26 protein-coding genes are annotated in these 22,704 nt (G+C 60.7%); 25 read left to right on the top strand and 1 reads right to left on the bottom strand.

Annotated elements, in window-relative coordinates; translation table 11 throughout:
- Positions 1 to 19 precede the first annotated feature (19 nt).
- From Q8O69_RS06545 to Q8O69_RS06640, 20 genes are all read left to right on the top strand, one after another.
- Positions 20 to 277, top strand: a complete 258-nt coding sequence (locus Q8O69_RS06545; RefSeq protein ID WP_305590588.1) for a hypothetical protein — start codon at positions 20 to 22, stop codon at positions 275 to 277.
- 371 nt (positions 278 to 648) lie between these two features.
- Positions 649 to 1,137 carry a phage regulatory CII family protein gene (locus Q8O69_RS06550; protein WP_305590590.1) on the top strand — a complete coding sequence of 163 codons (489 nt, stop codon included), beginning with the start codon at positions 649 to 651 and terminating at the stop codon, positions 1,135 to 1,137.
- On the top strand, positions 1,130 to 1,333 hold the full coding sequence (locus tag Q8O69_RS06555) for a TraR/DksA C4-type zinc finger protein (RefSeq protein WP_305590592.1): 204 nt from the start codon (positions 1,130 to 1,132) through the stop codon (positions 1,331 to 1,333). The genes Q8O69_RS06550 and Q8O69_RS06555 overlap by 8 nt, the downstream gene beginning before the upstream one ends.
- A complete protein-coding gene (locus tag Q8O69_RS06560) occupies positions 1,330 to 1,512 on the top strand; it encodes a hypothetical protein (RefSeq protein WP_305590594.1) in 183 nt (60 codons plus the stop codon). The genes Q8O69_RS06555 and Q8O69_RS06560 overlap by 4 nt, the downstream gene beginning before the upstream one ends.
- Before the next feature lie 4 nt (positions 1,513 to 1,516).
- Positions 1,517 to 2,215, top strand: a complete 699-nt coding sequence (locus tag Q8O69_RS06565) for a hypothetical protein (protein ID WP_305590596.1) — start codon at positions 1,517 to 1,519, stop codon at positions 2,213 to 2,215.
- Positions 2,212 to 4,989, top strand: a complete 2,778-nt coding sequence (locus tag Q8O69_RS06570; RefSeq protein ID WP_305590598.1) for a bifunctional DNA primase/polymerase — start codon at positions 2,212 to 2,214, stop codon at positions 4,987 to 4,989. Before Q8O69_RS06565 ends, Q8O69_RS06570 begins: the two co-directional genes overlap by 4 nt.
- A gap of 367 nt (positions 4,990 to 5,356) precedes the next feature.
- Positions 5,357 to 5,947 (top strand): hypothetical protein, encoded by a 591-nt coding sequence (locus tag Q8O69_RS06575; RefSeq protein ID WP_305590600.1) that lies wholly within the window; start codon positions 5,357 to 5,359, stop codon positions 5,945 to 5,947.
- Between the two features lie 250 nt (positions 5,948 to 6,197).
- Positions 6,198 to 6,521 carry a phage holin family protein gene (locus Q8O69_RS06580; RefSeq protein WP_305590602.1) on the top strand — a complete coding sequence of 108 codons (324 nt, stop codon included), beginning with the start codon at positions 6,198 to 6,200 and terminating at the stop codon, positions 6,519 to 6,521.
- A 55-nt stretch (positions 6,522 to 6,576) separates the two neighbouring features.
- Positions 6,577 to 7,311: a hypothetical protein gene (locus Q8O69_RS06585; RefSeq protein WP_305590604.1), complete on the top strand. Its 735-nt coding sequence runs from the start codon at positions 6,577 to 6,579 to the stop codon at positions 7,309 to 7,311.
- Positions 7,312 to 7,471: 160 nt separating this feature from the next.
- Positions 7,472 to 8,050, top strand: a complete 579-nt coding sequence (locus tag Q8O69_RS06590) for a terminase small subunit (RefSeq protein WP_305590606.1) — start codon at positions 7,472 to 7,474, stop codon at positions 8,048 to 8,050.
- Positions 8,051 to 8,052: 2 nt separating this feature from the next.
- Complete coding sequence (locus Q8O69_RS06595; protein WP_305590608.1) at positions 8,053 to 10,023, top strand: phage terminase large subunit family protein; 1,971 nt, start codon at positions 8,053 to 8,055, stop codon at positions 10,021 to 10,023.
- 15 nt (positions 10,024 to 10,038) lie between these two features.
- Entirely contained in the window at positions 10,039 to 10,257 is a 219-nt protein-coding gene (locus tag Q8O69_RS06600; RefSeq protein WP_305590610.1) for a hypothetical protein, read from the top strand.
- Positions 10,257 to 11,717, top strand: coding sequence for a phage portal protein (locus Q8O69_RS06605; protein WP_305590612.1), 1,461 nt, complete (start codon positions 10,257 to 10,259; stop codon positions 11,715 to 11,717). The genes Q8O69_RS06600 and Q8O69_RS06605 overlap by 1 nt, the downstream gene beginning before the upstream one ends.
- Before the next feature lie 2 nt (positions 11,718 to 11,719).
- On the top strand, positions 11,720 to 12,919 hold the full coding sequence (locus tag Q8O69_RS06610; RefSeq protein ID WP_371136070.1) for a head maturation protease, ClpP-related: 1,200 nt from the start codon (positions 11,720 to 11,722) through the stop codon (positions 12,917 to 12,919).
- A gap of 2 nt (positions 12,920 to 12,921) precedes the next feature.
- Positions 12,922 to 13,557: a head decoration protein gene (locus Q8O69_RS06615; protein WP_305590616.1), complete on the top strand. Its 636-nt coding sequence runs from the start codon at positions 12,922 to 12,924 to the stop codon at positions 13,555 to 13,557.
- Positions 13,558 to 13,625: 68 nt separating this feature from the next.
- The gene (locus Q8O69_RS06620) at positions 13,626 to 14,624 is read left to right on the top strand and encodes a major capsid protein (RefSeq protein ID WP_305590618.1); all 999 of its coding nucleotides are present in this window, start codon (positions 13,626 to 13,628) and stop codon (positions 14,622 to 14,624) included.
- A gap of 2 nt (positions 14,625 to 14,626) precedes the next feature.
- On the top strand, positions 14,627 to 14,947 hold the full coding sequence (locus Q8O69_RS06625) for a hypothetical protein (RefSeq protein ID WP_305590620.1): 321 nt from the start codon (positions 14,627 to 14,629) through the stop codon (positions 14,945 to 14,947).
- A 2-nt stretch (positions 14,948 to 14,949) separates the two neighbouring features.
- Positions 14,950 to 15,423, top strand: a complete 474-nt coding sequence (locus Q8O69_RS06630) for a hypothetical protein (RefSeq protein WP_305590622.1) — start codon at positions 14,950 to 14,952, stop codon at positions 15,421 to 15,423.
- Positions 15,424 to 15,523: 100 nt separating this feature from the next.
- The gene (locus Q8O69_RS06635; RefSeq protein WP_305590624.1) at positions 15,524 to 15,709 is read left to right on the top strand and encodes a hypothetical protein; all 186 of its coding nucleotides are present in this window, start codon (positions 15,524 to 15,526) and stop codon (positions 15,707 to 15,709) included.
- Positions 15,710 to 15,711: 2 nt separating this feature from the next.
- The gene (locus tag Q8O69_RS06640; protein ID WP_305590625.1) at positions 15,712 to 16,503 is read left to right on the top strand and encodes a hypothetical protein; all 792 of its coding nucleotides are present in this window, start codon (positions 15,712 to 15,714) and stop codon (positions 16,501 to 16,503) included.
- A gap of 22 nt (positions 16,504 to 16,525) precedes the next feature.
- Here Q8O69_RS06640 and Q8O69_RS06645 read toward each other — a convergent pair whose 3' ends face one another.
- On the bottom strand, positions 16,526 to 16,930 hold the full coding sequence (locus Q8O69_RS06645; protein ID WP_305590627.1) for an Arc family DNA-binding protein: 405 nt from the start codon (positions 16,928 to 16,930) through the stop codon (positions 16,526 to 16,528).
- Positions 16,931 to 17,053: 123 nt separating this feature from the next.
- Between Q8O69_RS06645 and Q8O69_RS22130 the strand changes: the two genes are divergently transcribed.
- The 5 genes from Q8O69_RS22130 (at position 17,054) to Q8O69_RS06665 (ending at position 22,671) form a co-directional block, all read left to right on the top strand.
- On the top strand, positions 17,054 to 17,203 hold the full coding sequence (locus Q8O69_RS22130; RefSeq protein WP_371136057.1) for an Arc family DNA-binding protein: 150 nt from the start codon (positions 17,054 to 17,056) through the stop codon (positions 17,201 to 17,203).
- Entirely contained in the window at positions 17,200 to 18,237 is a 1,038-nt protein-coding gene (locus tag Q8O69_RS06650; protein WP_305590629.1) for an antA/AntB antirepressor family protein, read from the top strand. Before Q8O69_RS22130 ends, Q8O69_RS06650 begins: the two co-directional genes overlap by 4 nt.
- Positions 18,238 to 18,278: 41 nt before the next feature.
- On the top strand, positions 18,279 to 19,136 hold the full coding sequence (locus Q8O69_RS06655) for a hypothetical protein (RefSeq protein WP_305590631.1): 858 nt from the start codon (positions 18,279 to 18,281) through the stop codon (positions 19,134 to 19,136).
- A gap of 56 nt (positions 19,137 to 19,192) precedes the next feature.
- The gene (locus tag Q8O69_RS06660) at positions 19,193 to 19,495 is read left to right on the top strand and encodes a hypothetical protein (RefSeq protein ID WP_305590633.1); all 303 of its coding nucleotides are present in this window, start codon (positions 19,193 to 19,195) and stop codon (positions 19,493 to 19,495) included.
- Positions 19,496 to 19,596: 101 nt separating this feature from the next.
- Positions 19,597 to 22,671: a tape measure protein gene (locus Q8O69_RS06665; protein WP_305590635.1), complete on the top strand. Its 3,075-nt coding sequence runs from the start codon at positions 19,597 to 19,599 to the stop codon at positions 22,669 to 22,671.
- The last annotated feature ends 33 nt before the right edge of the window (positions 22,672 to 22,704 follow it).

The following is a 22,704-nucleotide window of genomic DNA, read 5'->3' on the forward strand; positions in this document are numbered from 1 at the left end:
CACTATTCGGGTATGCGAAATGAGCACCTTGAAAGATGCAATCACCGCTGCAGGCGGGGCTGTGAAGGTTTCTAGCCTTTGCGGGGTCAGCCCGCGCGCGGTCTACAAATGGATGGCGGCGAACTATGTGCCGAGGACTGAATACACCGGCGAAACAAACTATCTGGGCTTGATCGCTGCGGAAGCATCGGCGCGCGGTCAGTCGTTTGATTTGGATTCACTCAAGCAAGAGCTTGCAGAGCGCCGAAATTCAGGAACAGAGAGAGCTGCTGCCTAATTAATAAAAAGGTGCCGGCTGTTGGTTGAAGCCAACAGTCGGCGGGGTGCTCAACCGAACTCTCACATACGGTTGGGCGGGGTGGCGCGGTTTCCCGCGCCGTGCCAGGCGAAGCTCTCACACCTCGCCAGGCGCACGACGCCTGATGCCGACACAGCACTGTGGGGAAGCATCGGGTCGCCGTAGTTGGGATAGTAGGGGATTCCTCTGCTGGCTGGCTATGTCGTTAAACGGCGGCTTTCGGTAGTACGCCGCGCTGGGGTCTCTCACCCTTGGCGCGGTTGGGCTCGAACGGGGCGGCTCTCACACGGCCCGTTTGGTAAATGCACAGCACGCCGCCGGCCCCGCCTGGGGCCGGCATGGGGGTTTTTATGAGCCGAGTTGATTTACTGCCGGACGCGGGTCCGGTGCTCAATGTGCGCAGCGCGCTATACCGCGCCGGGCGCGACTATCACGGTGGCATTACCAGCCTGGCCCTGGATTTGGGTATGGACCTGGACACCCTGCAGAAGAAGCTGAAGTTCAACTTTGAGGGCCGCTGGCCAACGCCGGATGAGCTGGAGGAGATTATCAGCGCCACCCAGGACCCACGCCTGCTGGATGCGCTGATGCGCCCGGCCGGGGCGGTGTGGTTTCGCCCGGTACCGGTTGAAGCATCACGCGATGCGCTGAAAGCGGTGGGCGAGCTGCTGCAACGCGAGGGCGAGTTTGTGGGCAGCCTGCACACCGGGGCTGCGGACAACGTGTGGCAACCGCACGAGGTGGCCACGCTTAAGCACCACGGGCATGAGGTGATACGCGCGGTCCTGGCGATTATTGCCGGTGCCGAACAGGATATGGAGGGCCGCTGCGATGGATGAGCACATTCTGCAAATGGCTGAGCAGGCTCAGGCGGATCGCCTGCAGCAGGCCATCGATAACCGTGTGGTTTACCAGGGCGAGAGCGCGACCGAGTGCGACAGCTGCGGTGACGACATTCCCGAAGCCCGGCGCCTTGCAGTGCCGGGTTGTCGTTTTTGCGTGCATTGCCAGGGTTTGATGGAGGTGCGGCGATGAACGCGCAAACGCTCGATCAATCGATCATTGATGCGGTGGCCTTTATCAAGGCGGCCCGCACCCTGCGTGCCGTGCAGAAGGCCAACGGCAAGAAGCGCCACCCGGTCGAGGCTGGTGCAGCGCAGCGGGCCAGCATGACGCTGACCCGCTGCTTGGCTGATTTGCGGCAGGGGAGGTAGGGCGATGTCTAATAATGATTACAAGGCCGCGTTTGAGGCGTTGTCTCTCGACCTAAGCGCCATCATTGCGCTGCTGGGCTTCGACAGTTACACGGGCGTTGACCCGGTGCTGAGGCGAATCACCGAGCTGTTGGTGAGCGTGCCGCAAAATCCTGACCCGCGCGGCGTGACCTGCACCAGCCACCCTGCTTTGATCGCGCTGGACAAGCAGTGCCGTGACGATGTGGCCCGTGCAATGGGGCTGACCCCGAATGCCGAGCGTGATTTCGCCTGGTCCTATTTGTTGGATCGGCTGAAGCGGTTGGTTGGCGATGCTGCAACGGGTGGCAGTGTTGGCGGGGTGGATGATCTGCTCGCCGACGCATTGCGCAAAATCATGGATGCGCACCGTTTCAACGTGGCCAGCATGCCGGTGACTGAGGTTCACTCGGTCTGCTTTGACGCCCTCGCGGCCGACGCGGCGGGTGTACTCCCTGGCTATCCAGCGCCCGGCAGTGAATGCGATGCACGAATTCCTCATCACACAGCTGATGGCAGGAAAATGCTCGTGACGCGGGTCGAGGTTATCGTGCATGCAATCATCCAAGGCGCGGTCTATTCGTGGGTAAAAGAACCGGGGAAAGACGGCGGTTTTTATGCGCCTATGATGCTCAGCTTTCTTGATTTCGCTGCCGCCCCAGCCCAACAAGGGGCCACTGAATGACCCCGCCGAACACCCCTCCCAATCTCGCCGCCTGGGCGCGGCGCTATATCGAAGTGTTTGGTTTGGCCCTGGTGAAGATCGAACCCGGGCAGAAAGCCCCGAAGGGCAACGGCTGGAACAAGCCGGGCGGCTACTTCACTGAGGCGGACAAGGCCGAGGCGTTCTGGACCAAGAACCCCAACCACAATATGGGCGTGGTGCACGGGCCTAGCCGGGTGTGCTCGCTCGACGTTGACCATGTGGAGTACACGCGCCAGGTGCTGCGTGATGTGCTCGATCTGCACCTCGATGACTTGGCCGCGGTGTATCCAACGGTGGTGGGCAACCCGGAGCGGTTCCGGCTTTTGTTCCGCGTGCCGGATGGTGTGGAGCTGACAGCACACAAACTGGCGTGGCCGAACCCCCTGGACCCGGACGGAAGCAAGTACAAGCTAGCCACGGCGACATTGAAGCAGGCCGAGGAGACGGGCAACGCCGGGCAGGCGGCTGCGATGCGCGAACGGCAGAAGGAATTGGCGCCGGTGACGGTGTTCGAGCTGCGGGGGGGCTTGGTGCAGGACGTGCTGCCGCCGTCGATCCACCCGGACACGGGCAAGCCGTATTTCTGGCGCACGCCACCCTCGGCAGATGGTTTGCCTGAGCTGCCGAAAGAGCTGCTGACTATTTGGAACAACTGGGAGATCTTCAAGCCGCTGGGGCAGGGCGCCTGCGAATGGGGGCCGGCGCCGAAAGAGCGCCCTGCACCCAAGGCGAAGCCGAGCCGGCCGGCACCCGCTGGGCTGAGCGGCAGCGCTGATGTGGTGGGTGCCTATAACGATGCGCACGACGTGGAGCAGCTGCTGGCGGCGCACGGGTACAAGCGGCGCGGCAAAAAGTGGTTGTACCCGGGCAGCTCGACGGGTTTGGCGGGTGTGACGGTGACCGAGGGCAAGGTGTACTCCCACCACGGCGCTGACCCGTTGGCCAACGGGCACATGAATGATGCGTTTGATGTGTTCTGCCTGCTCGAGCATGACGGCGACCAGAAGGCGGCGACCAAAGCGGCGGCGAAGGCGCTGGGCATTGACCATGCGAGCCAGCGCAAGAAGGTAAGCGGTACACCGCCGAAGGCGAATGGCACTGCGGGTGAGCAGGCAGCGCCTGGTACAGACGCAGGCAGCGCGGCCAATGAGCCGGGCGACCTTCCCCCCGCCCCAACCGATGAGGACAGTGCCGCGCCGGCCGGCAGCAGCAATACCGGGGGGGGCGGGGGTGCCTTTCATATTCGGGGCCTGCTCCGGCGCTACGCGCTGATTGAGGGCACCACGCAGGCGTGGGACCTGGACAACGGCATGCGCATCAAGAAGGCGGCCTTTCAGGCGTTGGTGGGTAAGGATCTGTTTAAAGAGTGGGACAGCGTTACGGACCCGAAGCGCAAGAAGCGGGTGAGCGAGGCGTGGGCGAAGGATATCGAGCGTGCGCAGGCCCTGGCGGGCAAGGCGGTGGGCGATATCAAGATGCCGATGCTGACGCGCTATGTGTATATCGACGGTACGAAGGACGTGTGGGACTACGCGAAAAAACGGCGGGTGGCTGAGGGCGCTGTAAAGATGGCCCTGGGTGATGCGTACAGCCTGTGGCTGAACAGCCCTGATCGGCGCGTGGTGGATATGAACCACATTGTTTTTGACCCACGAATGACGCATGACCCCGAGGTGTATATCAACACGTTCGAGGGGTTGCCCCTGCAGCCTGTACGCGATGACGCGAAGTGTGAGCACCTGATCTGGTTGATCAGCTTTTTGTGTAACCACGCCGAGGACGCGACCGATTGGCTGAGCCGGTGGCTGGCGTACCCGCTGCAGCACAGTGGGGCCAAGATGGATACGGCGGTGCTGATGCACTCAACCACTGAGGGCTCAGGTAAGAGCCTGCTGTTTTCGGTGGCGCTGGGTTTGTTGTACGGGCAGTACTCGGCGACGGTCGGGCAGACGCAGCTGGAAGGCAGCTTTAACGCCTGGCAGAGCGGCAAGCTGTGGGCGGTGTTCGAAGAGGTGGTGAGCCGCGATCAGAAGTACAACCAGGTGGGGAAGATCAAGCAGCTGATCACCGGGCAGACGGTGCGTATCGAGAGCAAGTTCGTGAACGGTTGGGAGGAGGCCAGCCACATGAATGCGGTGTTCCTCTCGAACGAGATTGTGCCGTGGCCGATCAGCGACAGCGACCGGCGGTTTTTGGTGATGTGGCCGGAGGAGAAGCTGCCGGCCTCGCGGCAGAAGGCGATCAAGCATGAACTGGCCAACGGCGGCGTTGAGGCGCTGTATGCCTGGTTGTTGTCGCTGGATCTGGGCGATTTCGATATGCAGACCAAGCCGCCGGTTACACCAGCCCGGCAGCGCCTGGTGGCGTTGAGCCGCGCGCCTTGGCAGACGTTTGCGAACCTGTGGCGCTTGGGTGAGCTGGGGCATGGCCTATGGGGCGGGTGTTTGAGCTCTGACCTGTATGCGCTTTTTCTGGAGTGGTGCCAGCGCAATGGCGAACACCGGATGAGCCACACGAAATTCAGCCTTTTCATCGAGACCCTCGGCGTGGACAAGACCCGGGCCATCCCCTGGACTGCTGGCCACGGTAGGCGGTTTGCGGCGTTTTTGGTGCCGCGTGATGAGGGCTCCTTCCTGCCACCATCCATGTCTGCGGCCGACCTGGGGCGGCACGTTGAGGAGTGGCGCGAGCGGGCGAAATTGGGCGGCTGGGCGGTTGAGGCGTGGGATCACGTCAAGGGGCTGGCGGCATGAGTGCGCCTAAATGTGTGTTGGGTGTGTTGACGGTGTGTAGGCTTGTTTTGCCAACCTTACACAGCGCTAGCCTAGTAAATACGGGGCCTCTGGCTCTGTGTGTAAGGTGTGTAAGGTTTACGCGCGTGCGCACGCATGTGCGTGAAAAAATATCGCCTTGTAGTACTCCGGTTGCCCATTGGAACGGCAGCAAAAATTCTCTACGCGAGGCTCTAAAACCCTTACACACCTTACACACCTTACACAGAGTCTTTGAAGGCATTGTTTTTATTGAAGTTTTTGTGTGTTGGGTGTGTGTAGGGTTAGCGGTTTTTGTGTTGGGTTGGGTTTTTGGCGAGGGGGTGGGGCGATGATCGAGGCTATCGAGATGCTGTTGAGGCATTGGGGCGAGCAGCACGCCCAGAACGGCCCTGGTGGCGGATTGCCAAGCGCCATGGGCACCATCGTTGAGTTCGCCGGCTGCGCGCCCCGTGGTGGCGTGTACGGTGCCAAGTTGTTGATCGCGGGTGCCGGGCCTGATTACGCGGCGGCCGAGGTCGACCAGGTGCTATACGCGCTGGAAGGGCAGGACGGTGGCGCGTTGCTGGGGCGCCTTGCGCGGACGCGCTACGGCATCAATCCACTGACCATCGCTGAGCAGGTTGACGCTCTGGAGTTGGGGCGGGGTGATGCCGGGCGGCGGGCGTACTACCGGCAGGTTGAGCTGCTGCATGTACGGTTGCAGGCCGGGCTGGTGGAGCGGCAGCAGAAGCTGGCGGTGATGCGTAAGGAGTCGCGCCGTGATGGCGATCGGATGCGCAAGGAGGCGAAGCGCCAGGCGGGTATTGCTCACACCGGGCGTGGCCGGGAGTTCGAGGAGGTGCAGGGCGGGAAGGGTGCAATCGCGGCGCATAAGGCCAAGCGGGCTGGGTTGCGGGGCGGCTCTGTTGACCGCTCGTCGGGCGACTCGGCTCCGTAGAGCCTCCCAGCGCCCCGGCTAGCCCCCGCTAGGTTTTACCGTTAATGGGGGCTTTTCGGTTTGTCACCCAGGGGGTAAAAAGTCACCACGATTCGATAGGTACGCCTACCGAGCAACAGAGCGACGTGCTGTGTCGCACACCCCTCCCGAGCGCCCACTCGGGATTCAAAGCCCCGCACTGCGGGGCTTTGTCTTTTCAAGGCCTCGCCCATCGGCGGGGCTTTTTCATATCCGTTACTAGGAGCCCGGTATGTCGACTGAACAGCAAATGCAGCAGGGCCTGGCTGACCTGCCCACTTGGTTGCTGATTCTGGTAGCACTTGCCGGTTTGGTCGGCGAGATGCGCCAGGCGGATGTGCCAGGCGTGGCGATGGGCGAGATCCTCAAGCGCGTGGCGCTGCGTTTCGGCAGCTCGGCGCTGTTCGGCATGGCTGCCCTGATGGTCGGCATGGCCTGGTGGAACAACGCCTACCTGGCCGGCGCTGCTGGCATCGGCATCGGCCTGCTTGGTGCGGACATCGTCGGCGGGATTTACGCCCGCTACCTGGCCAAGCGCGCCGGCCTGGGTGGCTGATACACCCAGGTCAGAAGTTCAGTGAGCCAGGCGCCATGGCGGGCAGGGGGATGCTGTGATCGAGGTCAAGTTCTCCGGGCTGCGCGAGCGCCTGCAGATGTTGGATCGTCTTGAGCGTGAGCAGTTGCCCTTTGCGGCAGCGCTTGCACTGACCGGCACTGCTCAAGATGTGAAGCAGGGGCTGGTTGAAGAGATGGCCGCTGTGTTCGACCGGCCCACCAGGTGGACGTTGAACAGTCTGTTCGTCGAGCCCGCGACGAAAGAGACAATGAAGGCTCGGGTCTGGATGAAAGACGAAGCGCCGGGTAATGGCGGTAAGCCGGCTACAGAGTGGCTGGCGCCTCAGGTGTTCGGCGGGTCGCGCAAGCAGAAGCGCAGCGAGAAGTTGTTGACCGATGCGGGCCAACTCCCTGCCGGGCAATACATCCTGCCAGGTAAGGGTATGAAGCTGGATGCTTACGGGAACATCAGTCGCGGCACCATGAACAAGATCCTGTCGGGGCTTGGTTCGCAGTTTGATAAGTACGCGAACAGTACCGACAGCCGCCGCAGTGCTGGCAACCTCAAGCGCTATTTCATATTGCGCAAGGGCAGCAGGCCGCTGGGTATTGCTGAGCGAACAGGACGCGGCGCGAATGGCATGCGCATGGTCATCGCCTTCGGGCGGCGGCCGGAATACTCGAAGCGCTTCGACTTCTTCGCTGTTGCCGAGCGCATTGCCGAGGATCGGCTGCCGATCCGCTTCGAGCTCGCGCTGGCTCGGGCGCTCGGAACGCGCGGCGGGCGATGAGCTTCGGGGCAATGGCGTGCTACAGCCGGGGACCCTGGGGTAGAGGCTGGCACAAGGGTAATTCGAACCCCGCTCTCGCGGTAGTGGGAGGCCCTGGAGGTTAGTTAACAGGGGTTAATTCGGTTAACTCTGTACGTGTTTCTGGTTAACAGGTGAATTCATGACGGTCATGAAGAAGTCAGAGTTCGCAGATAGCCAAGGCTGGTCCAGGCCTTATGTCTCCAAGCTGGCAGGGCAGGGGCGTCTGGTCCTGAACGAAAAGGGCCACGTCGAGGTTGAGGCAACCCTGGCGCTGCTCGGCGAGACCGCCGACCCAAGCAAGGTCGGCGTTGCTGATCGCCACCAACGTGACCGCGCCGAAAAGGGCGTGCATTCCCTGGTTACGCCGCAGGCTCCGCCCTCATTGCCGCCTCTATCCAGCGGTGGGGACAACTATCAGAAGGCCCGTGCACACCGCGAACACTACCTGGCGCTGCTGGCAGAAGACGAGTTCCTCAAAGGTCGCGGTCAACTGGTCGACCGCAAGGCCGTCGACACCGCCGCATTCAACACCGCGCGAACGCTGCGCGACCTGATCCTGGGCTTGCCGCCAAAGATTGCCGGCGAGCTGATCGCCATCACCGACACCTGGGAAATGGAGCGCAAGCTCACCGAGCTGCTGCGTGGTGTCCTCACGGATGCCGCCAGCCTGGTTCAGCTGGACGCCGAGCTTGAACAGGGGGCGAAGGAGCCAAACTAGCCATGCAACACCCCTATGCCGACGGTGCCGCCACGTACCGTGCGGCATACCATCGTGGCCTGGAGCTCGATCCCGAACTGTGGATCGACGAGTGGTCCGACGAATACCAGCGCATCCCAAAGGACACCGGCGCCGCAGAGCCCGGTAAGTACCACACAGACCGCACACCATTCGCTCGCGAGCCAATGCGCTGCCTGTCGCCGATACACCCCTGCAAGCGCGTGGTGACCATGGTCGCCTCGCAAATGATGAAGACGCAGATCGCGCTTAACTGGATCGGCGGCAACATCCACATGGCGCCGGCCAACATCCTGGCGCTGCTGCCCAGCGAGAAGCTGGCCCGGCGCGTATCCAGTCGCATCGATAAAACCATCAAGGCGGTGCCGGAGCTCAAAGATCGAGTTGCCAAGCCGCGATCGCGTGATGCCCGCAACACCCTGGACACTAAAGAGTTCGAGGGTGGCACGCTGTACTGCACCACGGCCGGTTCGGCCTCAAACCTTGCAGAGCTGGCTGCACGTTACATCTACGGCGACGAGATCGACCGCTGGGACGTCGACGTCGACGGCGAAGGCGACCCCGTTGAGATGGCCGAGGCGCGCGGCACCACGTTCGGCCGAAAGGCGAAGTTCTACTTCTCCAGCTCGCCAACCATCAAGGGCGCCTCGCGGATCGATGATCTCTACGAGAGCAGCGACAAGCGCCGCTACTTCGTGCCGTGCCCCCACTGTGGCCAGCATCAGGTGCTTGAGTGGGCAAACCTCAAGTGGACGGATGACTACCAGCGTGTTGATTACCTATGCGGCAACCCCGTATGTGGGGCGCTGATCGAGGAGCACCACAAGACGGCCATGCTGTTGGCCGGCGAATGGCGCGCCACGGCGCAGGGCGACGGCGAAACGGTGGGCTTTCACCTCAACGCGCTCTATTCGCCGCTGGGCTGGCTGTCCTGGCAGAGCCTGGCAAAGCAGTACGACAAGGCCAAGCTGGCCGCCGACCGTGGCGACAACGAACCCATGCAGGTGTTCTACAACACCCGCCTGGCGTTGGTGTGGGATTCCGCGCAAGCGATGACCAAGGCCACCGAGCTGAAGGCCCGCGCCGAGGATTACCGGCTGGGCACTGTTCCGCCCGGTGCGCTGATCCTCACCGCCGCAGTGGACGTGCAGCACAACCGCCTGGAAATGCTGGTGATCGGATGGGGCGAAGGTCTCGAACGTTGGGTTGTTGACTTCCAGGTTGTGGCGGGTGACCCCGCCGATGAGCGCACCTGGAATGCGCTCGACGAACAGTTGAAGCGCCGATATCGGCATACCTCTGGCGTTGAGTTGGCCATTTGCGCCACTGCCATCGACTCCGGTGGCCACCACACCGATGAGGTTTACAAGTTCACCCGCCTGCGCCGCTGGCGCAACGTGATTGCCGTCAAGGGCGCGAGCAAGCCAGGCCGGCCGGTGCTGGCCCAGCGCCCCTCGAAAGTCGACGTGAAGCACAACGGCCAAACCGAGAAGCAGGGCGCCGAGCTGTGGATCATCGGTACCGATACCGCGAAGGATTGGATCTACAACCGCTACCCGTTCGCCGATGGGCCTGGTGCGTTGCACTTCTCCACTGACCTGCCTGATGAGTTCTACGACCAGGCCGTGGCCGAACGCAAGATCACCGTTTACGTGAAGGGCTACAAGCGCACCGTTTGGGTCAAGGGTAAGGCTGAGCGAAACGAAGTGCTCGACCTGCTGGTTTACAACCAGGCCGCCGCCCAGTTCCTTGGGCTGCACCGTTACCACCAGGCTGAGTGGAGCAAGCTGCGGGCTGCAGTCAGCCAGGGCAGCCTGTTCGCGCATCCGGCCGCAAGCAGCAACGTCGTTGCTGTGATGGAAGAAGCAGCTCAGTCCACCTCTCCACCGCCAAGCAAACCAGCACCGCAACCAAATGCGCGTCGGGTATCCCGCAGCGCCTACCTGAAACGATGAATTGAGGGCGCCCACATGGCAAGCGCACAACAGCGCCTGGATGAAGTCCGGGCGTCGATCACAGAGATCCTTGAAACAGGGCAGAGCATCAGCAAGGGTGATCGCCGTCTGGATCGTGCCGCGCTTGCCAGCCTGCGCATGCTGGAGTCGCAATATGCAGCGGATGCTGCCCGCGAGGCGAGCGCCGGCAAACCCCGGCAAGTGCGGCTCTACAGCCGTGGCAAGGGGGCGTAATGGGCTACCGAATCCGCGCCAACCCGCGCCGCCTGCAGATGCTCAACAGCTACGAAGGCGCCGGCCACGGTCGGCGCGCGCAGAGCTGGGATGCACCCGATGCAGCGTTAAACGCAGTGGCCATACCGGCGCTGCCCACCCTGCGCAAACGCTCCAAGGCCGCCGTGCGCAACAACCCCTGGGCCGCAAGCGGTATCTCAAAACGCGTCAGCAGCCTGATCGGTACCGGCATCACCCCTCGGGCACAGGTCACAGACCCCGCCCTGCGCAGCGCCATCAACCAGCTCTGGACTGATTGGGCCGACGAGTCGGACGCCGACAACCTGACCGACTTCTACGGCCAGCAGAGCCTCATTGCGCGCATGGTTGAGGAGAGCGGCGAATGCTTTGTGCGGCTGCGCTACCGCCGCGCCGAGGATGGCCTGGCGGTACCGTTGCAGTTGCAGGTACTGCCCCCGGAGTTCGTGCCGCTGGATCGCAACTTCGTCACCCGGCGAGGCAACGTGGTGCGCGCGGGCATTGAGTTCGACCAGGTCGGCCGGCGCGTTGCTTACTGGATGTGGAAGAACCACCCCGGCGATGCGCGTGCCCTGGGCACCAGTTACAGCACCCTGAACCGCATCCCGGCCAGCGAGGTGCTGCACATCTTTGAGCCTCTGGAGGGTGGCCAGCTGCGCGGCATACCGCGCCTGGCGCCTGTGCTGCTTCGGCTCAAATCGCTCGACAACTACGACGACGCGGTGCTGTTCCGGCAGGAGGTGGCCAACCTATTTGCCGGCTTCATTATCAAGGAGCGACCTGAAGGGCAGCAGGCTGTTGATCCGCTGACAGGTAAGCCGTTTGCCAACGACACCGATGGCACGCCGATGGTGGCGATGGAACCCGGCACCATGCAGGAGCTGATGGAAGGGGAGGACATTAAATTCTCCGAACCGCCATCGGCTGGTGACACCTACGTCGACTTCATGAAGCAACAGCTGATGGCGTCTGCCGCAGGCATTGAGTTGCCTTACGAGCTGCTGACCGGCGACATGGCTGATATCAGCGACCGCGTGTTGCGTGTGCTGCTGAATGACTTCCGCCGCCGTATTGAGCAACTGCAGTTCGGCGTTTACGTGTTCCAGCTCTGCCGCCCGGTGCGCACTGCTTGGCTTGATGCCGCGTGGCTATCCGGAGCCATCCAACTGCCTGACTACCAGGCCAAGCGGCGCGACTACTTGCGCACACGCTGGGTGCCTCAAGGCTGGGCCTACATGCACCCCGTACAGGACGTGCAAGGCAAGCTGCTGGAGATCAAGGGCGGGCTTGCAAGCCGCAGCGAACACGCCCTGCGCAACGGCTACGACGCCGAAGTGATCGACCAGGAAAACGCCGACGACAACCTCCGAGCCAAAGCGCTCGGGCTCGACTACACAACCGACACGGCCGCGATGGCGGACGAGAAAGAGGAAAAGCCATGAACATGACCAACCGACTGGCGCTGGCGGTAATGCTCGGCGGCTTGGGTATCAGCACCCTTGCGCAGCCGCGCATTCTGAACCGCGCTGAAGGGGTGCCAACCCTCAGCGCAGAGCACTGGTACAGCATCCAGGCTGCCGGCGAAGAGGGTGGTAAGCCGATTGAGGTCTATATCTACGGCGAGATCGGCTTCTGGGGCGTGACCTCCGGTGATTTTATCCGCGACCTAAAAGAGGTCGACGATGGCGTATCGGATGTGATCGTGCACTTCGACACGATTGGCGGCGACGTCTACGACGGCATTGCCATCCACAACACCCTTCGCGCTTTGGGCGAGCGCTGCACCGCGCAGATCGACGGGGCCTGCTTCAGCGCCGGCAGCGTGGCCGTGTGCGGCGCGCACCGCGTGACCATGGCCGACAACGCCATGTTCATGATCCACAACCCCTGGACATTCATGGCCGGCGACAGCGAAGAGCTGCGCAAGATGGCCGACATGATGGACAAAGCCTTCGAAGGCATCGTTGCCAGCTACCAGCACCGCGCCCTGAACATCGATGACGCCGAGCTGCGGCGCATGATCAACGACACCACCTGGCTTACCGCCAGCGAGGCCAAGACTCACGGCTTTGTTGATGAGGTGTTCGGCGAAGTTGAACCGCTGGTAAACAACGCCGCCCTGGGCAAGATCCTCAACCGCTATCGCAACGTGCCAGCCGCCGCGCTTTTGCTGGTGGGGGAGCCCGAGCCGCCGGCAGATCCAGAGCCCGAACCGGCTCCTGACCCTGACCCCGAACCAGCCCCGGCACCTGCAACCCCGGAAGCCTCCGAGCTGGCCGCCAAACTGGCCGCCGACTGTGAGCAAGCCGGCCTGAGCAACTGCCTGCCCTACCTCATCCGGTCCAGCGCCCTGGCCAGTACCGATGCCGTGCAGGCGCACTTCAACCGCGCCAAGGAAGTACGCGCCGCCTGCTTGGTGGCCAAACTGCCGGATGAAGCCCAGGGCCTGATTGAAGCAGGGCTTACCGGCGACCAGGCCCGGGCAAAGCTGTTCGACAAACTGGCCACAAACAGCAGCAAGGTCGAAATCAGCAACCTGCCGCCGCTTGATGATGCCCCGCAGGCCAGCGCAAACCAACCCCCGACGCCGAGCCAGGTCTACGCCCAGCGTCGTAATACCCAAGCCTCGAAAGGAGGAAAATAAGCATGACCATCAAAACCGAAGGCGTGTACACCGGTGAGTTCCTCCTTTCGGAGGCCAGCGGCACCCGCAGCCGTGAGGAGGTGGTCATTGCCGCCGGCTCTGGCATTCTCCCGGCCGGCATGTTGATCGCCCTGATCACCGCCGCCAACGCACTGACCCCAACTGCTGATGCCGGCAATATCGGTAACGGCACCATCGGCTCGGTAACGGTAACCAGCGCAGCCATCACCGGCGACTACGTGCTGAACATCACCGAGGCGGCTGCCAACGCCGGCACGTTCGAGGTAGTCGACCCGATGGGCCTGCTGATCGGCGAAGGTACCGTCGGCCAGGCCTTCACCGGCGGCGGCTTGACCTTCACCCTGGCCGATGGCTCTACCGACTTCGCCGTCGACGACAGCTTCACCCTGGCGGTGCTGGCCAACCTGGGCGAATACACCGCCTATGACGACGATGGCACCGACGACGGCCGCCGCGCTGCCAGTGGCATCCTGTTCGCCTCGGTGGACGCAACCGTGAACGACGTGCGCGCTGTAGGTGTTATGCGTGACGCCGAGGTGATTGAGCGCCTGCTCACCGGCCTCGATACCAACGGCCGCGCCGACCTGCTCGCCAAGGGCTTCGTCATCCGGCCCTAACCCCACCCGGCAAACCCCTTTACCCCAAGCCCCGCCCCTGCGGGGTTTCGCATTTCTAGGAGCCCACCATGGCTGAGATTACGATTTTCCAGGACGAGGCGTTTGGCGTACCTGCGCTGCTCGCTGTCATCAACGAAGACCACGTGCTGCCGGGGCAGATTGCAGCTGCTGGCCTGTTCGAAGAGCAGGGCGTCAACAGCACCGTCGTGCAGATCGAGAAGGACGGCATGACCCTGGCATTGGTAAAGGCTGCTGCCCGTGGTAGCCCTGGCCAAGCTGTGACCGGTAACAAGCGTAGCTTGATCCCGTTCAACACTGTGCACCTGCCGCAGTCCTTCCAGATCCTGGCGGACGAAATTCAGGGCATTCGCGCTGTCGGCAGTATGACCGAGTTGATGCAGGTGCAAGCCTACGTCGCACGACGCGTTGAGAAGGCTCGCCGTCAGCTCGACCTCACCCATGAATTCCAGCGCATCGGCGCCATCATGGGGAAGGTTGTCGATGCCGATGGCCAAAGTGTGCTGTTCGATATCTTCCAGCGTTTCGATATCAAGCGCCCAAAAGCCTTCAGCATGGAGCTGAACAACGACGATACCGACGTAAGCACCAAGTGCGTCGAGGTGCTGGACACGCAGGAAGATGCGCTCGGCGCGGTCACCAGCACAGGTGCCCATGCTTATTGCGGCAAAGAGTACTGGAAGAAGTTTATCTCCCACCCAAAGGTCCGCGAGCCTTACCTGGGCTGGCAGGCCGCTCAGGCGTTGATGGGTGATCGCCGCCTGCCGTTCGAGTTCGGCGGCATCACCTGGGAGCGTTACAAGGGCCAGCTGGGCGGCTCTAATTTCGTCCCCACTGATCGTGCCTTCGTTGTACCAATGGGTGTGCCGGAGCTGTTCATCAGCGCCTTCGCCCCGGCCGACTACATGGAGACGGTCAATACCGAGGGCATGCCGTACTACTCCAAGTTGGAGGTGATGAAGTTCGACAAGGGCGTGGAAGGCGAGGCGCAGTCCAACCCGCTGCACCTGTGCACCCGCCCGGCCTCCGTCCGTGAGCTGACCATCTAACCATGGCCGGCTTCGGTAAGGCATTGGCGGCAATGGATGCCGCCATTATGTCGGCGCTCAACGACGGCACCTGTGATTACCAGGGGCAGCACGGTGAGCCGCCTGTATATGGCATCGAAGTCCTCATTGATCACAACCTGCAGCGCGTAGGTCCTGATGGTGTGTTCCGGAGTGATGCCGTGGGCATCACTTGGAAGAAGCGCGACTTGGCCTCTGTAACCCGTGGCGGGATCTTCCAGCAGGGTTGCAAGCGCTACAGCGTGGAGGACGTGATCGAGGATGACGGCCATCTGGTTTCAGCTGCTTGCATGGAGGTCCGTTAACCATGGACAAGAACCTGATAACCGAAGGCCGCAAAGCCTTGGTAAGCCGGCTTGAAGCCATCAGCCCTGCAAATGGTTTCAGCACAAATGCGGGCTCCAATGTGCGCACTGGCTGGTTCAACGAGGTGCTTAAAAGTGCGGAGGTTGGCTTTCCGCTGATTGTCCTGCAGAAGGCACCTGGTAAACCGCCAACGCCTGGAGCATTTGCGCTCAAGTTGTTCAGCGGTTTTCACGTTATCGGTGCTGTCGATGTCGGCGTTGATGACTACGACGATGCACTGGAAGAGCTAGAGCGCGATCTGCTCTTGGCGGTAATGCCCTGTGAGGGCATTCGGCCGAGCTGGTTGCCACTGGGGTGCACTGGCATATCGCTGGGTGCGCCGACTTCATTCCCGCCTGGCAATGGTGAGAGCGCTGCCAGCGTGATCATCCCTGTGTACCTGCACACCACTATTCAAGGCATTTTGCCCCCTTAGGGGGCTTGGCCTGAGAGATATACCCGCCCGGTGACGGGCTCAATGCGGGGACGCTGGTCTTTCCCGTGCAACTGAAAATCCACATACCGGGTAAATGCTGATGACTGCTACCAAAGAAGTGGCGAAAGCCGCGCGCAAGACCGTAACCGTGGAGCTGACCGTGCTGCATGAGCACGCCGGCAAGCTTTGCGGGCCGGGGGAGAAAATTGATGTTTTGCCCCACCAGAAGGCTTGGCTTGAAGAGCTGGGCAAGGTCGCTAAACCAACTCAGAAAGAGGGCCAGTAATCATGGCATGGGTAAAAGAAACGTTCATGGTCGCCGGCCAGGTCAAGTGTCGCGTGGCTGGTACCGCCGCCCCGTTTGAACCCATGGGGCTGGGCTCCACTATGGAGCAGACGCATGAGGTGAACAAAATCACCCTGGCCAACACCATGACCGTTGGTGGCGGCAACTACGCCAGCAAAAGCCGCCCAACGGCGATGCTGCTGAACTTCAATTTCCGTGAGTTTTTCACGGCCAACTTTGTGCGATTCCTCTGGGCCGCGGCCACTGAGCTGGAATCTGCCGCCGTAACAGGCGAGCAGAAGGAAGCCAAGGTCGGCATGACCACCATGCTGGATAAAATGCCGCTCAGCATTACCACCGTGGTCGATGCGGCCACCGGCTTGATCGAGTACGAAGAAGACATTGAATGGAAGCTGACTGGCTCCGGCATTGAGCCCATGCCAGGTGGTGCGCTCGCCACCGCTATTGCGGCCGCCGCCGCAGAAGATCCTCCGGTGCCGTACATGCTCGAGTTTGATTACATGAGCGCCCCAGTGGATGACATTCAGGTGCTGACCAACAGCGGTGTTGAACTGGAGCTGCTGTTTGAGGGTGTGAACGCTGTCGGCACCCAGAAGCGCGTTAACAACCTGTACTTCCGCTGTATGTTTGACTTGGTGCAGACCCTGGCTTGGATCAATATCGAAGACTTTATGGGGCAGCAGGTTTCCTGCGAAGTGTTGGCTGATCCAAGCCGCACGGGGCCGAATCAGTCGCCGTTTATGAAGATCATGAAGGAGCGTAAGGCGGCGTAGATATACATGCCATGGATGGCTTCTACGGCTTCGGGTCTACGCCCAGCGGGCGGGACCGCTTGACCTGTTTCACACGTTTCACCGATGTGGGGATTTTCATGTGGGGGTTGTGCTTAACAGCCTGGTCGAGCGGGAGTGGTTGCTCTTCAGTTGGGGTGGCTGTTAGCCCGATGCGCTCAAAAAGCAATTTGCCGAACACCTGATCGATTGCTGTTTTGATATCCGCTTCGCTGAATTTCGGCTCGGTTCTGTGGACCTCATCTACGATCACGGCGTCCGCGAATGTGAAGGCTTGCTGGAATGAGGCTTCTAGGCGGGCGATGATTTCGGCCGTGGCTGAGCGCCTATTTTCTTTGGCTGCCTCTGCGACCTTGTCCCGTAATTCTTCAGGGATACGGAGATTGAACTGTGGGTCTGTTCTGCTCATTGAGGTCCAGGCTTTTGACAAGCGTTTTCGGTTGACAAAAGAATGCATCACCGTGGTATTGACAGCAATGCATCACGGTTCTACATTTGTGATGTGTATAACGGTGATGCATAGGTGTGAGATATGAGCAGAGTCGACCCCCAGGTTGTTGTAAGGATGCCTGAGAACTTGAAGGCCTGGCTGAAGGAACAGGCTAAAGCCAACAGGCGAAGCCAAAATGCAGAGATTGTTTATCGACTCGAGAAGGCAAAAAGTCAGGCGGAGGCGGCATGAGCGCCGCAAAAGAAAAAGCCCCAACGCGGCAACGTCAGGGCTTCGGTGTAAATCATTTCGAGGCGATTCACATGGCGAATACTACGGCGGTACAGGGCGGTGCGCAACAGTTGGTGCGGGTGTTTGATGGTGTGATCGGCAGCATGCCGTCGCAGGTGTGTGATGGCCGCGAGCTGCATGGTTTCTTGAAGGTCGGCCGGGATTTCGCAACCTGGATGGTTGAACGAATCAAGAAGTATGGCTTTGAGGCTGGTCTGGATTATGCCCAGTTTGCCACTCCCCAAATTCGGGGAGCGGGAAACCGTGGGGCTCGTACCGAATACCACCTCACCCTGGACATGGCCAAAGAACTTTCAATGGTTGAAAACAACGACCAGGGCCGCATGGTCCGCCGCCACTTTATCGACATGGAGCGTAAGGCGCTCAGCCAGCCGGCATTGCCAGCCCCTGAACAGTCCGAGCGAATCACCCACGCCTTTCGTGGCGCGCGGGTTCAGTTTCTGGTTGATGGGGCGAAGGTGTGGGTGAAGGCCAGTTGCATTACCGCGGCGTTGGGGCTGGGCGGCTCTGACCGCATCACGCGTAGCCTGGCAGATGATCGCAAAGTGTTCCGCCTGCGCGGCCAGCAGAAGCACATATTTATTGACCCAGCTGCTGCTTACCGCGCGGCGGGATATGTGCGGGATGCCGAGCTGGCCAAAGCCTGGGAAGAATGGCTGGCTGGCGTGATGAAAACCTTTGACAAAGGGGTGCAGAAAACCGCCGTGGCTGAGGCCCTCATGCCGGGTCATTCGGCAGTCGAGCGCTTCGGGCTCGATCAGCTGCTGGACACCAAGATGCTGTTCAGCCTGGACGAACAGGGCAGGGCGCAGGTGAAGGCGCTGCCGGTTGGCGCGTTGATCGTGACCCCAGAGCGGTTGGCGGATGTATTGCGCGACCCCTTCACCGTGCCCGCGCAGTACCTGCCTGGCCTGATGCACGTGATTGCCGGGCGCATGGGTGAAGTGTTCCAGCATGTTTTGTTAACCCGCTGATTCAATCCATTGCCGATAACCCAGCCAGTTGCTGGGTTTTCGTGTTGGATGTGATCGGCTACAGTCCCTGCCATATCAATTGGGAGGGAAGCCCTGTGCAGTGTCCGGCATGTAATAAAGAATCTGATCCGTCTGCATATGGCGATCCGGCAAAGTGCCCCGAATGCGGCGTTTTCTATGAGAAGGCGCTCGCTTTAAAGCAGCGTAGATTGGCTGCAGAGGAAGCAGCTGCGGAAGCCGCAAAGCCAAAACCAACTGTTGCAAGCAAACTTGCTGATGGCTGGCAGGGTGCGAAGGTTTCAGTTGAAGAGGGAAGGCGTCAGCGTGAGGCTGAGCAGCAAAGGAATATGGCTTCGCGCGATGCTGCCGCCGCAAAGCCAGTTGTCGTTGTTGATATCAGAATGGGCTTTTGGTCCATGGTTGTTTTTATGGTCAAGTGGGTTTTGGCATCTATACCTGCAGTAATAATTCTTGCTATTTTGTTAGCAGTGATTGGTGGTTCTGGGCTTACGTTGGTACAAGGCTTTAACAGCTATCTTTCCTACAAAGATCGTTTCGAAGCTTCAAAGACCGCCGCAGAGCTTGCAGCTGGTAGGGAGATAAATGTTCCTGGCGAAAACCGCGCTAAGTATTATGAAGCAGGCCTGTCGCAATCAGAAAATTTTGCGGTTATGACTGTAAGAGCTGAATCTGAAAACGGCGCCCAGACATATTCTAGAATCGCAGTTGACTGCAAATCTTCGCTCGCAGTTGTTACCCCTCAGCTTCTGACACTGGAAACACTTAACGGATATGTAATGCCGACAAACTATCAACCAATAATTGCCGGTACTCCGCGTCAGTACATAGCAATCAGGGCTTGTGCTGGAATGCCTGGGCTTCACCCGTTACTGCAATAGTTAAAAGTATTTATACAAACCCGCTCCGGCGGGTTTTTTATTACCCGGAGAAAAGCATGAACGATTTAGGGAATACCGAAGTAGTGGCGGTTGGCGGCAAAGAAGTTGTATGCCGCGAACTTACCGTGGCGGGCTTGCGCAAGGTTATGGCCGAAAGTGGTGGCACTGACCTGGCCAATAATCTGCTGTTTGAAGAGCTGCGCCTGAGCGACCTGCCGGCCTTTACAACCTTGACAGCCGACGACGTGAATGCGCTGCGCCCCAGTGAAGTAGCTGCGGTTATTGCCGGGTGCAAAAAGGCCAACCCGGATTTTTTCGCAATGCTGGCCAGGGTGCGCAAACTGCAGCAGCCAGCCTGAGCCAGCTCGACAACTTGGTATGCAAGTTAACTGTACTGGGCCACCACCGGGTGCTTGATTACCCCTGGTCTTTATTTCTCCAAGCGTTGAAGGGTTGAGCCATGACTGATGTTGAACTGAGCATCACGGCCAACCTGGATGATGCTAATAGGGAAGTGCGCGGCTTTAAGAAAGAATACGTCGACCTGGTGCGTGAAGTAACCAAGCCGCTGGGTAAGGTGAATAGCTTTCGTGAGCTTGGCCAGACGCTGGAAACCACGCAGCGCAATATGGTCACTGCGCGGGATCGTGTGCGTGAACTTGCCAATGAGTTGGCTCGCTCCGCCGCCCCTACAAAAGAATTACAGGCGGATTATCGTAATGCCGCCAGCGCCTTACAGGCGCTTGAGCGCCAAGAGAGCAGCCAGATTGCGCAGCTGCGGCGCTACCGCGCAGAGTTGGTGAGCACAGGCGTTGACGTGGGCAACCTGGCCGCCGAGCAGCAGCGGCTGGCCGCGCAGCTTAACACTCGCCTGGACGCTGGCCGTGCTGACGCTGCGCTTTCTTCCGCACGTGAAGCGCTGGGTGTGGGCGCTATTGAGGAGACCCAGCGCGAGCTGGTGAAGTTGCGCCAGCAGTACCAGTTGGTGGGGCAGGATGGGAGCTTGTCTGCCAAAGAGCGTGCCGAGGCAGAAGCGGCTTATCGTCGTAGCGTGGGTGAAACCCTGGCGCGGCTGCGCGATATGCGTGGCGCAATTGCCCAGCAGGCAAGCCAGGAACAATTGGCGGCAGCGGCGCAGGCTGCTCGCACCACGCAGGCGCGGGAAGGTATTCGCGCTCAAACAGCCGCCCTTGGCCAGCTTGCTCGTGAACAGCGCATGGCCAATCTGGAGCAGGCTAAAGCGGATTTCGGAATTACCCGAGCGCGGCAGTTTGAGGGTGCGCTGGAGCGTCTACGTAGCCAGTACCAACTGCTGCGCGCCAGCGGCAACCTGACCACTCGCGAGCTTTCCATTGCCCAGCAGGCCTACACCCGCCGCGTGATCGAGACCAAAACCGCCATGGGCCAGTTGCAGGCTGAGCAGCGCCGCCTGAGTGGCGGCGGGGCTATGCTGCCGGGCCTTGTCAGCGGTGTTGGTGCCGCTTATGCAACGGTGTCGGCTATCAAGGGAATCGCGGCCCAGGCAGATGCCTACAACCTTATGAATGCCCGCCTGAAGCTGGCTACCAGCTCGCAGCAAGAGTTCACCACTGCACAAACTGAGCTTGGTCGTATCGCCCAGGCTACGCAAAGCCCTGTGGCTTCCCTGGTTACGTTGTATGGCCGCATCAGTCGGCCGCTGAAAGAAGCCGGCCGCAGTCAGTCCGATATCTTGAAAGTGACCGAAGCCGTTGCCACATCCTTTCGGGTTTCCGGTGCTACTGCTGAAGAAGCCCAGAACGGCGTTATTCAGTTCGCGCAAGCGCTTGGCGCCGGAGCGCTGCGCGGTGAAGAGTTCAACAGTGTTGCAGAGCAGGCGCCGCGCCTGATGCAAGCGCTGGCCGCTTCGATAGGCGTACCGGTTGGTGCCCTGAAGGAAATGGCATCGCAGGGTTTGCTGACTGCGGATGTGGTCTCTGATGCACTGGTCAGCCAGCTTGATGTCCTGCGAAAAGAGGCCGAGACCCTGCCGGAAACGGTAGGCGGCGCTATGACCGCCCTGGCGGATCAGTGGAATAAGGCGATTGGACAAGCAGATGTGCAGCCGCTTATTGATGCGATCAATGAGCTATCTAAGGTTGTCCAAGACCCTGGCACAACAGAGGGGTTGATTTCCATCAGTGGCGCAATAACTCGAATTGCTGCCGGCGCTGTTGGGTCTGCTGCCGACCTTGGCCTGATCGGCGATCAGATCGGCTTATGGGCCGCGCAGCTTTCTGGTGGCGCAACCGAGCTGGATAAAATCAACAAGGAGATCCAGGAAATCCAGAAGGTGCTCAGTGGTGCCGGTCTGGCTGACATGTTCCTGAAGCTGTTCTTCTCGGATGAAGAGCTGAAAGCGAAGCTTGCCCAGCTGGAAAAGCTCAGGGCGAAGGAGCTTGAGCAGCAGTCCGGTCAGAACGCCGAGCTGCAGTTTCTTGCTGATGTCGCTGCCGCCGCCGCCGAAGCTGGCCGCCAGAAAGAGGTAGACGCCAACACCAAATACATCGGCGACCTGAAAACCCTACAGGACCAGCAGGTCGAAGATGCGAAGAAGGCCGTCAAGGCGCTGGTGGCCGAAGAGAAGAAGGCAACCGCCGAGCTCGAAAAGGTCCGCAATGATCGGCTCGATATCGACAAACGCTACCAAGAAGCCCTGGCCACGCTTGGTGGTGATGGCGCTGCATCGTATGGCGGTGCGCAAGCCCTGAAGGTAGGGGCCAGGGCCGCGCTGCAGGCCGGTGATGTTGAGGGGGCCCAGGCCCAGGCCCAGGCAGCATTGAAGATGCTGCAGGACCTGGCTGCCGCCGGGGAAAAAACCTATGGCTTCGGCGGCTTTATCAAAGAGCTGCAGGCCATCGAGTTGGCGGCCAACGACATCGAGCAAACCAATGCCGAGAATAAGATTGCTGCAATCCGCGAGCAGATAAAAAGCCTTGAGGCCGATGCCGCCAAGCTGAAGGACCTGCCGCTAAGCATCAAGTCGGACGAAGCGAGCATCGAGGCTGTGCGCTCGCAGATCCAGCAGCTGGTTGCCGATATGGGCAAGCAGGAGATTGTTCTGCCTGTGCGCGTTGTTCACCCGGACGGGCCCATAGTCAGTGACTTGCCGACTTACTCGGGTGATTACGTGCTACCGCCTTTGCCGCAGTTCGCCAACGGCGGCAAGTTGCGCGGCCCCGGTACCGGGCGTAGCGACAGCATCCTGATGTGGGGTTCTAACGGCGAGTTTATGCAGCCCGCTGCTTCAGTGGATTACTACGGCGAAGGCTTTATGGAGGCCGTGCGGCAACGCCGGTTCCCTAAGTTCGCTGATGGTGGGCGCATTACAGATCGAGCATTGCCGGCCATTCCTGCAATGAGCCCCGCATTGATGCAAAGCGATAACCCGCTAGCTGATTGGGGCCGCGCCACTCTCGATACACCAGGCGGAAGCTATGAAGTGCTAATGCGGGAGGACTCGTTTAGCCAGCTACTCAAGCGAACAGCCTTGAAACACGGCGGCACTGCCCGCTGAACCTGATAGCCCGCCCAGTGCGGGCTTTTTTAC

Origin of the sequence: Pseudomonas sp. (assembly GCF_030690725.1) — a bacterium.
Lineage (GTDB): Bacteria > Pseudomonadota > Gammaproteobacteria > Pseudomonadales > Pseudomonadaceae > Aquipseudomonas.